The sequence below is a fragment of the Flavobacterium sinopsychrotolerans genome (assembly GCF_900110375.1).
In the GTDB taxonomy this organism is placed as follows: Bacteria; Bacteroidota; Bacteroidia; order Flavobacteriales; family Flavobacteriaceae; genus Flavobacterium; species Flavobacterium sinopsychrotolerans.
This window is the reverse complement of the sequence record NZ_FODN01000003.1, coordinates 123,970-135,918: the sequence shown is the minus strand read 5'-3', so window position 1 is coordinate 135,918 and position 11,949 is coordinate 123,970. Positions and strand designations below refer to the sequence as shown.

Genomic DNA, 11,949 nt, shown 5'->3' with positions numbered 1-11,949 from the left:
GTAAACTGACTTCTATTTTATTCTCTTTTTTCGATTAGTTTCATAATCTTCAAAAATCATTTCGCCCAGTCCTTTTAATCCGGTATAAAATGCTTTACCTTGATTTGATTCCGTAAATTTATTGACGAATTTTTGCAGATACGGATCGTTCGCAATCATAAAAGTGGTGATTGGAATGTGTAATTTTCGGGCTTGTTGCGCCTGATTGTAACATTTATCCACAATATATTCATCGAGTCCATTACTGTTCATATAATAGGAACCGTCTTTTTCGCGAACACAACTCGGTTTCCCATCGGTAATCATAAAAATTTGTTTGTTAGTATTTCGTTTTCGACGCAGAATATCCATGGCTAGTTGTAAACCGGCAACCGTATTCGTGTGATAAGGACCCACTTTTAAATACGGTAAATCCCGAATTGCAATCGTCCAGGCATCATTTCCAAAAACCAGAATATCTAACGTATCTTTTGGGTAACGTGTTGTAATCAATTCAGCAAGAGCCATTGCTACTTTTTTGGCGGGTGTAATTCTATCTTCACCATACAAAATCATACTGTGGCTGATATCAATCATCAAAACCGTACTCATCTGGGATTTATACTGTGTTTCTTCGACAACTAAATCATTTTCGGTCAACATAAAATCCGCGACTCCATTATTGATTTGGGCGTTGCGTAAACTTTCCGTCAATGAAATTCGTTCGAGTCCGTCACCAAAATGAAATTCCCGAAATTCACCGGTGTGTTCATCTCCATTTCCGGAATGTTTGGTTTTGTGGTTCCCGCTTCCTGAACGTTTTAAATTACCAAAAATATTATCTAAAGCTTGTTGTCTAATAGCTCGCTCCGTCTTGGCGGTAATTCCAATTCCAGAAGTTCCATCGTCTTTGAGTTCGTCTCGGATGTAGCCTTTTTTCTTTAAATCTTCAATAAAATCATCAATGGTGTAATGTTCATCGGTGAGTTTATATTCTTTGTCTAATTCCCGCAACCAATCGATTGCTTCATCAAAATCTCCTGAAGTATGTGTGATTAATTCTTTGAAAATACCAAAGAGCTTATCAAACGGAGACTGAAATGGCGCTTCATATTGCTTGAAATAAAATCCTTTTTTATTGTCATTTTTCATAGACTTTAAAATTACATCATTTTAAAATGCAGTCCAGACAAACGTTTATTAATTTTTAGTTAAAAACATATAGACAATATTAAACTGTATTTAATATTAAGGAGAAAATTATTAAAAAAATTTCCCATCGACATAAAACCAACTTCCATTTTCGAGTTTGAAAGTCGAAAGTTCATGATGAATTTGTTTTTGAAGTTTGCTGTCCAAAAAATAAGCTTTGAATTCTACGATAGTTTCGGTGGACTTTAAAATCTCCAATTTAAGCCACTGGTTACTGGTTGCCCAAAGAAGAATTTCAGATCTCAAATAGTATTTTCTTTCAGAAATATGAGTGGATTCCAGTAAATAATCCGCTTGATGCGTTGCATACGCCGAATATCTAGAACGCATTAAGGATTCAGCTGTAGGCGCTTTTTGAATGCCTTTTATAATTGGTTCACAACAATCCTGAAAGATTTTTTCTAAACCGCAATAACATTTATTTTGAATCATTTTATTTATAAAAAATGTTTAAATCGGACTCGTTGCCTGTCCGTTAAGCCCTATTATTTTTTGATGCAACTGATTCAGCAATACTTGATAGCGGCTTATTTCCATTAGATCTTCATCCTCTTCAGCAAAATCTAAGAGTTCATCTAATTGCTCGCTAACTTCCACTAATTTATTATTTGCTTCACGGGCATTTTTTTCGGCAATAAAATCAATTATTTGCTGAACTCCATTTTTCACTTCGCTAAATTTATTTTTTTCCATGATTTAGTGGTTTAATTATTCTCCGTAGCGTTATTTTCATTGAACTTCTTAACGATTTGTTTCAATTTTTCTTTGCGTAGCATCTCCGCTTGTTTGACTTTATCCTGTGCTTTGTGCAACTTATCGTTGTGTTTTTTAATATTTCTTTCGTTATTTCTGCTCATACTTTTTACTTTTAAATAATCAAATCCGTTATTTGATTCAATAATTACTGCAAAGTTCGCTTTATTTCTTCAAATCTTATCTAAAATTTCTCGTTTCTAGAGATGCTTTCTTTGCAATAATTAGTTTTTATATCAAAAATGATAATCCAAGAAGCACTATTAATTCAAAAATGAGAATTTAAAGGATTTTAAATTAAGAATATAACTATAATTTTAAAATAGTATGCTCTTATATATTTTTTTTATATATTTATTTTTTGAATAATGAATTTCTAGAAAACCTACCTAATTAATAAATGGAGTCTGAAAAAAAACACACCAAATTCATCGGATGGTTCTTTAGCAGACCAAAAATAACGGGTTTTTTCACATTCCTGTTTTTGAGTTATATTGCAGGTTTTATTGTGTGGCAGCAATATAAACTCATCAAAGAGGACGAGCAGCGAGAAATGAATAATATCCTTCATGTTGTTCATCAAAATATTGAACAATCTCTTAAAAATTGTTACACCACCACGCTAACACTCGCATTAACAATTAATGACAAGGGCATTCCTGAAAATTTTGATTATGTAGGCAAAAAACTTGTTGAATCAAACACCAGTATTAATGCCGTTCAATTGGTCCCAAATGGCATAATAAAATATACGTATCCAATGATAGAAAATGGAGCCGCTATGAACTTAAACATACTGACTTCGCCCTATCTCAAAAGAGAAGCCTTAAAATCAATTTCAACCAGAAAAATGTATTTTGCAGGACCTTTGAAATTAAAACAAGGCGGAGTGGGAATTGTAGGAAGATTTCCGGTTTTTCAAAATAATAAATTCTGGGGTTTTTCAGCAGTTATTATCAAATTAGAAACTTTATTGGAATCATCTGGAATTAATAATGTTGATGATTCAAAATATTATTTTCAGTTTTCAAAGTATGATGCTAAAGAACAAAAAGAAATTTTTTACTTACCAAATAAAACTAATTTTTCCAATAATTATACTATCTCAACAACAATCCCAGATGGTGACTGGAAAATCTATTTAATATCGAAACAACAGAATTATCTTTATTCTCAAATTTTAATTCCGGCAATTATAGGATTTATTCTAGCAGGACTCTTTGGCATTTTAATTTACACACTTTTAAAAATACCGGAAGAATTGCAGTTTTTAGTAAACTCCCAAGCAACAAAGCTTTTAAATAGTGAAATAAAATTCAAAACTATTTTCGATCAAGCATCTGTTGGAATAGCACTTGTGGATACCATTTCAGGTAAGTATCTTGAAATTAATAAACAATACTGTAATATGTTAGGATATACATTGCGGGAAATGAGAGAGAAAAATTTTCAGCCAGTAACAAATTCTAATGATTCCAATAATGATACATTGGATAAGAAAAAATTAAAGGAAATAAAAAAACATTCTAGGGAAAATCAATACATTACTAAATCAGGTAAAATTGTATGGGTTAATCAGACTGTCACACCATTTTTAGAAGCAAATTCGAAATACAATACTAACATTGTTATTGTAGAAGACATCACTTTACAAAAAGAAACTGCTCAAATAATTAAAAAAAGTGAAATACGATTTAAAAGTCTCTTTGATGATTCACCTATACCTTTATTAGAAAAAGATTTCTCAGAGGTGAAAAGTTATTTAGAAGAATTGAATCTTATTGATGAAAATCCAGAAACAGTTTTACTGTATTTAACAATGCATCCTGTTGTAGTATTCAATTGTATCAAATTAGTCAAAATTATTGATGTGAATACGATGTGTTTGAGTCTTTATGGAGCGAAAAGTAAAAAAGAACTAATTTCTGGACTCAAACAAATAGCCGATAAAGATGCGATAGATGATTTCATAAAACAGCTAATTGCCATCACCCAAGGTGAGAAACAATTAATTATTGACTCTAAAATAGAAAATTATAATGGTGAATGCCGAGACGTAAATATAAGGTGGAATGTGATTCGTGGTTATGAAAAAACATTAGAAAGAATAATTGTATCCACACAGGATATTACGGTTCGTAAATCATCGGAAAACATTATTCTAAAATCGCAACAAAGGGTTGAGTCATTGATCAATACTATTGACGGAATCGTGTGGGAATGTGATGCTAAGACCTTTTCCTTCAATTTTATTAGTCAAAAAGCAGAAAGCATATTGGGATATACTCCAGAGGAATGGTTAGAAAACCCGTTTTTTTGGCAAAATCATATTTATTCAGAAGACAAAGATTGGGTTCAAAATTATTGTAAGCTGAAAACGGATCAGAATTTAAATCATGATTTTGAATATCGAATGGTTGCCAAAAATGGCTCGATTGTTTGGCTAAGAGATATTGTTAATATAATTTTTGAAAATGGTAAGGCTATAAGTTTAAGAGGTATTATGATTGATATTTCTAAAACAAAAGAAGCTGAAAAAGATTTGAACGCTTCCTTTAATTTAGTAACAGAACAAAATAAAAGACTTCTTAATTTTTCTTATATCGTTTCTCATAACCTAAGATCACACACCAGTAATATAGCATCTATTGTGTCTTTAATTGAATCATCCGAATCCGAAGAAGAAAGAGATCAAATGATGGAATTATTAAAGACAGTTTCATGTTCACTCAACGAGACTATGCTTCACTTAAATGAAGTCATAAACATTAGAACAAATATTGGTTTAGTCTCGGAACCATTAAATTTAGAGCAATATATCATCACGGTAAAAAATGTCCTTTCTAAACAAATCACATCCCATGACGTGATTATTTCGACAGAAATACCAAAAGACACAATGATAAATTATAATCCAGCCTATCTAGAGAGTGTTCTTTATAATATTATCTCTAATTCCATTCGGTATAAACATCCGTCGCGTAAAGCCATTATAACAATTAAATTTTTCATGGAGAATGACATGAAAGTTCTTCAAATTTCGGATAATGGGATTGGGATTGATCTTGTCAGAAATGCAGATAAAATTTTTGGAATGTACAAAACATTCTCTAACAATTTAGATTCAAAAGGAATTGGATTGTTTATCACAAAAAATCAAATTGACGCCATGGGAGGAAATATAACTGTGGAAAGCGAACCCAATGTTGGAACAACATTTAAAATCTATATTCAATGACAAAAAAAATAATCTGGGTTATAGACGATGATGCCATTTATCAAATTATTGTTAATAAAATCATTCAAAGATCCGAAATGTTTTCAGCAGTTTCTTCTTTCAAAAACGGAAGAATAGCAATAGACGCTTTACAGGAGACATTAGATAAAGATACCGCTCTTCCGGATATAATTTTATTGGATATCAACATGCCAATAATGGACGGATGGGAATTTATGGAAGAAATGGCATTGATGAAATCAAAGTTTAATAAACAAATAACCGTATATATTGTGAGTTCGTCTATTTCAATTGAGGATAAAAACAGATCAAAAACCTATGCTGACATTTTAGGTTATTTATCAAAGCCAGTCACTATAAATGATTTAGTATTAATAGCTTCTAATGATTAAATATCTTAACTAAAAAATCATTAATATTAAAAAAAATCTTTTTTGATATCTTCCAAAGGTTTATTGGTAAAGATTAATTGATCAATAATTTTTTGTCTCAAAACATCTAAATCTTCATAGTCAAAATACTTTGCCCATGAAGTTAAATTAAATAAATTTCTAGCCTGCTTGATTCGTTTGGTCGTTTCAAAACTAGTTCTCAATACTGCTTTATTATCATAATTTGGATTATTTTTATGCTGATAATTAACTATTTTCTTTTTGTAATCTGCCTCTAAATAATATAGTTCTTCCAAAGCATTATCAGGATAAAAAGTATCCCAAGAAGCAAAACCCAATTTAATTTTAGAATCAGTTACGGATTCTAAAGGTTCTAAACGCCATTTGCTGTTAGCCAATCGTCCCCAATGATTTGACAAGCGATACATCCCTTGTATAGTGTAATAATATTTACTTCCCGATTTACTGTCAAATTGAATTTTCAATCCCAATATTGAATCAATAGAAACTTCATGAAATACACAGAAAGTATTTTTAAATGAATTTGGGTTTGGTCTAAATATTTTTTCCATAGCACAAAAGTAACCAGAAAGCCTAAAACATAGCAAAAGATTCAATAATTGATTAACTTTGCAAAATAGAATTACATAAAATTAAATTGATTATGACAAAGTCTTCACAAGAACAAATGTTACAAAAAGGAGTTTACACCGGAATAATGGAAAAAGATGAAAACAATAATTATTTTTGTGGTGAATATCTTTTGGATTATAAAATGGCTACAAAATATGCTGTTGGTGATTGGATTACGATAAAATCAATAATAGAAAATCCTAGTGATATCAGCTATAATAAATATCCAAAAAAATCGAAAAACTTTGATAAAGCGAACAACAAACCCCAACAATAAAACGCTCAAAGGCTATTTTTTCTTTAAATAGTTAACCATTAAATACTTTTTTTTGAATATTTTTTTGTCTTAAACAAAAAAAATAAAAAAAAGTGTACCTTTGCAAAAAATTTGTCGATTTTAAAATCAAATTACATTGATTTTATATTAGAAGACAAGTAGTTACCTTATTTATGAAAAAAATAGTTGAATACCGCAAACTGCTAAATGTAGACAAAACTGCAGAGCTTAAAGATTTGAAAACGATTTATCGTAATGCCATGAAAGAAGCGCATCCTGATAAATTTCAAGGCGATGACGCCGGATTGAAAGCTGCAGAAGAAAACAGTAAAAAAATTATTGAAGCATATCATTTCTTGGTAAGCATCAATCCTGAAACTTTAAAACAAAACTTACCTGAATATACTGAAACAATAGCAACTGCTACAATTTCAGATTACAAGTTTGTTGAGGGCAGATTGATTATCAATTTTTCAAATGGAAGTGTTTATGAATACATTAGTGTTCCTAAAGCGACTTATGTAAAAATGGTAAATGCTGATTCTCCTGGAAGATTTGCAAAAAGACACATCTTGAATTCATTTACTTGGAGAAAAACAATCAATCAAGACTAGTTTTTATTTAAGCATCAAACATATTTGAGCACTCTTTTTTAAGAGTGCTTTTTTATTTCTAATCATTTATAATGGGTATTTATACGTAATGATCAAATGTAATTAATGGAATAAACCAGTATTGTAATATGACTTAATTTTAGTATTTTAGCATAAATTCTATGTTATGAAAGACCTAAGTGTTCTGTATCAATCTCAATATAAGAAAGCAAAGGAAACTCTTGACATTCTTGAAAAACAAAAAGCTCAAATCGATTTTAACTTGCAGTCAAATCCTATTTGCTCTATTTTACACAAAGAATTAAGAACAATAAATTTAGACATAAAGATAACTGCAAATGAACTGGAGCATGCTGAATCCGCTATTATTAAACACAATTTTTTAATGCAAGACAAGTAATCTCTTTAAATAACTTATTAGACTACCAAGAAATTTCATTTAGTAAGTTGAATAAATAAAACTTTGTAGTTAACCTTCACTCCATTTTTCACTTATACATCCTTGAAAAAATAAGAATTTATTATTATGGATTAAACTCTATTTTCAAATTGAATCTAATTTCAAAAAAGAACTTTCTAAGCATCCATAACATTTACACAATAACACTTCCTACTGCTCATTTATTGAAATAATTTCTAATACAACACATATTATACACAAATAATACTAAAATTATAACAAAAATTTAGGTTGTAATTTTATTTGTATTTTATATTTTTTAAATACTTTTGCACACTTAACTCAATTAACTAATTAATAATGAAAAAAATAATTTTTTTACTTTCGGCAGCTGTTGTATTGGTATCATGTACTAAAGATAAATACACTATTTCTGGAATCGCAACTGGAATTGAAAATGGTAAAACCATCATTCTTGAAACTCAAGATGCAAATGGAATGGGTCTAATCGCTGTTGATACTGTAAAAGTTGAAAATGGTAAATTTGAAATTGAAGGAAAAACTACTGAGCCTTCTTTTCATACATTACAAGTTGAAGGTGTTCAAGGTAAAGTGCCTCTTATTTTAGAAAATGGAGATATTGAAGTTGTCATCAACAAAGACAGCATACAAAAATCTAAAGTTTCAGGAACTTACAATAATGACGAATACGTAAAATTCAATGACGAAATCACTAAAGTTCAAAAGAAACTAATGGATTTCCAAAATAATAACATGCAAGCAATGAATGCTGCACAACAAACAAAAGACACTGTTGTTATCAACAAGTTGATGCAAGAATTTTCTAAGATACAAGAAGAAGTTGGTGTAGCTTCAAAAGCTAAATATATTTCTTATGCTGAAACACATCCAAAATCATTCATCTCAGCTTTGATTATTCAAGGTATGTTAAATGACCAAAGTGCCGATATTGCAAAATCTGAAAAGTTATACAATAGCTTAGAGGAATCATTGAAAAAAACAAAACCAGGTTTAGCAATCAAAACTAAACTAGCAGAAATGAAAGCACCAGCTTCTGTTGGAGCTGCTCCTGCTGCATCAGCTCCAGCTGGTGACGCTAAATGAAGAGCAGATTTTTCAGGTCCTAATCCTCAAGGGAAAATAATTTCTCTTAAAGAAAATTTAGGAAAGGTTACAATTGTTGATTTCTGGGCATCATGGTGTGGACCTTGTCGTCAAGAGAACCCAAATGTTGTGGCGCTTTACAAAGAGTTACACAGTAAAGGTCTTAACATTATTGGTGTATCTTTAGATAAAGATGCGAAAGCTTGGAAAGATGCTATTGCAAAAGACAAACTAACTTGGAATCATGTTTCAAATTTAAAATTTTGGGATGAACCAATAGCAGCTCAATATAAAGTTCAATCTATCCCTGCCACTTTTATTCTTGATGCATCAGGAAATGTAGTAGCACAAGATTTAAGAGGAGCTGAACTTAGAGCCAAAATTTTAGAGCTTTTAGCAAAATAAAGACCTTATTTGATACAAATAAAAAAAATCTCCCTAGTGGAGATTTTTTTATTTTATTCAATACCAATACTTTAAAAATAATAGTAAAATTAAGTGCAAATATAGTTTGGAAACTTCAAAACTGTTCCTATATTTGCACCCGGTTAGCAAGATAAGCAATGCTTATTGAGACTTGGGGAGATACTCAAGCGGCCAACGAGGGCAGACTGTAAATCTGCTGTGTAAACTTCGCAGGTTCGAATCCTGCTCTCCCCACGATTGAGAATTCATTCAATCTCAAAACCCAGTAAATCTTATGATTTACTGGGTTTTTGTTTTTCTGACAACTTCAAAATATTCATTCAATCTTAAATCTTAAGGGGCAAAATCGAGACCCTAGAAAAAATTCAATTCTAGGGTCTCGCTTAATCTTCTTAAGGCTTGCAAACACTGTGCTTCCAGCCTGTTCATTATGCAGTTCAAAAGATGTACATCTTGTTTGTTATTACTCAGTAATATAAATTGAATAATAATTAAAAGGTCACCACTATGAAAACAAAAATCACTTTACATTTTTATGCAAAAAGTACAAAAATGAATGTTAACGGTAATTTGCCTATTTATGTTCGGTTAACCATTAATGGCGAACGAACTGAATTTAGTTCTAAAAAATTCATAGACAAAGCAAAATGGTCAACGGAGCTAGCGAAAATGAAAGGGAACACGGAAGAAGCCCGTTCAATAAATAGTTATCTCGACATGATGAGGTCAAAGGTTTTAAGTGCCGAAATGGACTTAATTCATAAGGACGAAGATGTATCTCTCCAAAACGTACAATCGATAATTAAAGGATTGTATAAAAACCATAGAACACTTATTCCCATATTTCAGGATCATAATGACAAAATGAAAGAATTGGTCGGGAAAAAGTATGCATATGGAACTCTGCAGCGCTTTGAGGTTACTTTAAATCATATTCAAAATTTCCTGTTGTGGAAATATAATGCTTCAGATATTTTAATTAATAAGGTTGATCACGCAATGATAACCGACCTTGAATTTTATCTGAGAAGTATTAAAAACTGCGCCAACAATACCGCTGTAAAATACATCCGGAATTTTAGGAAAATCATCAAGATATGCCTGAACAATGATTGGCTTGAGAAAAATCCTTTTAGCAAGTATGAAGGCAAAGTTTATGAAATCGACAAAGAGTTTTTAACAGAGGAAGAAATACAAAAGATTTATGCAAAAAAATTTATGAATGCACGCTTGGAACAAGTTAGGGATATCTTTATTTTCTGCTGTTTTACCGGTTTAGCATACATCGATGTGCAGCAGTTAAGAAGTGACCATTTAGGAATAGGCATTGACGGTAATAAGTGGATCTTTAAAAACCGACAAAAGACAGATACAAGATCTAAAATACCTTTACTCCCAATTGCAGAAGATTTGATTCATAAATATTCTAACCATCCTAAATGTATTGATGAGGACCGTATTTTGCCTGTACTAAGCAACCAGAAAATGAACAGCTATTTAAAAGAAATAGGAGACGTGTGCGGCATCCAAAAAGAAATAACCTTTCACATGGCAAGACATTCCTTCGCAACCTCTATAACCCTAACAAATGGCGTTCCTATTGAAAGCGTGAGTAAAATGTTGGGACATAAAAATCTACGCACGACGCAACACTACGCTAAAGTTCTCGATAGAAAAGTAAGTGACGACATGAACTTACTGCGTGAGAAATTTAGTTTACCAGCAGCTAAGCAAGAAATAATTTAAGCAACCAAAAATTAAAAAGCATTGCAAGTAAATTGTAATGCTTTTTAATTTAAAAATAGCTCCAAATCAGGTGTGTAATTCCCGAATTGCACACTACACTTTTAGCTTCGTATAATTTATTTAGATAGGTTTGCAAAGGTTTTCCCTTTTCTTCCTCCAGCAAATCACTTCAAATTATATAATTATGTCAGACCAATTTAATCAGGTCCGGATTAAACGTATTTACCAAATGCTTTTCGAAATGGCAATTGGAAATATGACCTTCCGCATCCAAGATAATAGTAATGATGAATTAAAAAATATTGCTGCAGCATTAAATAAAATTGCAGAAGATCTCCAAAAAATAATTCTGGCATCAGGATATATAACCGCTTACTACCCGTATCAAAATCTAATTCAATCGACATTTGTATTGGACAATGATTTTGTTTTATTGAATTTTAATAATGAGGTGCCACTCACTCTTAAATATAAACCGGATACAATTGTCAATACCGATTTTGGAAAATTGATTGATCAGCAATCGAAAGATCTTTGGAATGGTATTCTTGATGAATTAGATAAAAACTCCAATTACACCACTTCTTTGCAATTATTTTTCATTACTGGTGATAATCACCTAATGCAATCATTTTGCACGGTATCACGATTACTATACAGCGATGAAATAATTGTAAGTTCAGTATCAACCATACTTGAAGACATGCGCGACATTAACGACCGTCTCTCTGGTTCAAAAATTCGCAAACACAATGAAGTTACTGCAGTACAAAATTTACATGATTATATTTTAAGTCATCTGGATGAACCTTTACCCACTTTACATTCCTTGGCACAAATGTTTGCTGTTGAAGAACACATATTAAAAAATGGTTTTAGAACCTTTCTTAAAACTAGTGTTTATAACTTTTATCAAGAAGAACGCTTGAAAAGAGCACATCTCATGATTCGACAAACCTCCGTTTCTTTAAAAGAAATTGCATATCTGAATGGCTTTAAGGTCTACCTTAATTTCTACAAAGCATTCAAAAAAAGATTTGGCTACAACCCAAGTGACATTTCAAGACCTGACGAAAATCTTTAACCCTAATATTTTTGCACTGTTTTATTTTTGAATAACGAAATGCCTGATTTGCATAACATTACAAATTTAA

The 11,949-nt window shown here is 31.1% G+C and carries 13 protein-coding genes, 1 tRNA gene and 1 pseudogene; 10 read left to right on the top strand and 5 right to left on the bottom strand.

What is annotated here, in order from left to right; all coding sequences use genetic code 11:
• Positions 1 to 12 precede the first annotated feature (12 nt).
• The 4 genes from BMX64_RS07510 to BMX64_RS07495 all read right to left on the bottom strand — a co-directional run bounded on the left by BMX64_RS07510 (position 13) and on the right by BMX64_RS07495 (position 2,048).
• Entirely contained in the window at positions 13 to 1,131 is a 1,119-nt protein-coding gene (locus tag BMX64_RS07510; RefSeq protein ID WP_091169499.1) for a vWA domain-containing protein, read from the bottom strand.
• A 111-nt stretch (positions 1,132 to 1,242) separates the two neighbouring features.
• Positions 1,243 to 1,623, bottom strand: a complete 381-nt coding sequence (locus BMX64_RS07505) for a YchJ family protein (protein WP_091169497.1) — start codon at positions 1,621 to 1,623, stop codon at positions 1,243 to 1,245.
• Positions 1,624 to 1,641: 18 nt separating this feature from the next.
• Positions 1,642 to 1,884 (bottom strand): hypothetical protein, encoded by a 243-nt coding sequence (locus tag BMX64_RS07500; protein WP_091169495.1) that lies wholly within the window; start codon positions 1,882 to 1,884, stop codon positions 1,642 to 1,644.
• 11 nt (positions 1,885 to 1,895) lie between these two features.
• Entirely contained in the window at positions 1,896 to 2,048 is a 153-nt protein-coding gene (locus BMX64_RS07495; RefSeq protein ID WP_091169492.1) for a hypothetical protein, read from the bottom strand.
• A gap of 296 nt (positions 2,049 to 2,344) precedes the next feature.
• On the opposite strand from BMX64_RS07495, the gene BMX64_RS07490 reads away from it, so the two are divergent.
• Positions 2,345 to 5,182: a PAS domain S-box protein gene (locus BMX64_RS07490; RefSeq protein ID WP_091169490.1), complete on the top strand. Its 2,838-nt coding sequence runs from the start codon at positions 2,345 to 2,347 to the stop codon at positions 5,180 to 5,182.
• Entirely contained in the window at positions 5,179 to 5,574 is a 396-nt protein-coding gene (locus tag BMX64_RS07485; RefSeq protein ID WP_091169487.1) for a response regulator, read from the top strand. Before BMX64_RS07490 ends, BMX64_RS07485 begins: the two co-directional genes overlap by 4 nt.
• Before the next feature lie 26 nt (positions 5,575 to 5,600).
• Here BMX64_RS07485 and BMX64_RS07480 read toward each other — a convergent pair whose 3' ends face one another.
• Positions 5,601 to 6,146, bottom strand: a complete 546-nt coding sequence (locus tag BMX64_RS07480) for a hypothetical protein (RefSeq protein WP_091169483.1) — start codon at positions 6,144 to 6,146, stop codon at positions 5,601 to 5,603.
• Positions 6,147 to 6,238: 92 nt separating this feature from the next.
• On the opposite strand from BMX64_RS07480, the gene BMX64_RS07475 reads away from it, so the two are divergent.
• The 8 genes and pseudogenes from BMX64_RS07475 (at position 6,239) to BMX64_RS07440 (ending at position 11,879) form a co-directional block, all read left to right on the top strand.
• The gene (locus BMX64_RS07475) at positions 6,239 to 6,484 is read left to right on the top strand and encodes a hypothetical protein (RefSeq protein ID WP_091169479.1); all 246 of its coding nucleotides are present in this window, start codon (positions 6,239 to 6,241) and stop codon (positions 6,482 to 6,484) included.
• A gap of 173 nt (positions 6,485 to 6,657) precedes the next feature.
• Positions 6,658 to 7,098 carry a KTSC domain-containing protein gene (locus BMX64_RS07470; protein ID WP_091169475.1) on the top strand — a complete coding sequence of 147 codons (441 nt, stop codon included), beginning with the start codon at positions 6,658 to 6,660 and terminating at the stop codon, positions 7,096 to 7,098.
• A 166-nt stretch (positions 7,099 to 7,264) separates the two neighbouring features.
• A complete protein-coding gene (locus tag BMX64_RS07465; RefSeq protein WP_091169469.1) occupies positions 7,265 to 7,498 on the top strand; it encodes a hypothetical protein in 234 nt (77 codons plus the stop codon).
• Between the two features lie 360 nt (positions 7,499 to 7,858).
• A complete protein-coding gene (locus BMX64_RS07460) occupies positions 7,859 to 8,623 on the top strand; it encodes a DUF4369 domain-containing protein (protein WP_091169466.1) in 765 nt (254 codons plus the stop codon).
• A gap of 18 nt (positions 8,624 to 8,641) precedes the next feature.
• Positions 8,642 to 9,028 (top strand): annotated as a pseudogene (locus tag BMX64_RS07455) (TlpA family protein disulfide reductase); the annotation flags it as partial.
• A gap of 174 nt (positions 9,029 to 9,202) precedes the next feature.
• Positions 9,203 to 9,283 (top strand) — tRNA-Tyr (locus BMX64_RS07450).
• 273 nt (positions 9,284 to 9,556) lie between these two features.
• Positions 9,557 to 10,795, top strand: a complete 1,239-nt coding sequence (locus BMX64_RS07445; protein WP_091169458.1) for a site-specific integrase — start codon at positions 9,557 to 9,559, stop codon at positions 10,793 to 10,795.
• Between the two features lie 184 nt (positions 10,796 to 10,979).
• Positions 10,980 to 11,879, top strand: a complete 900-nt coding sequence (locus BMX64_RS07440; protein ID WP_091169454.1) for an AraC family transcriptional regulator — start codon at positions 10,980 to 10,982, stop codon at positions 11,877 to 11,879.
• Positions 11,880 to 11,949: the final 70 nt, after the last annotated feature.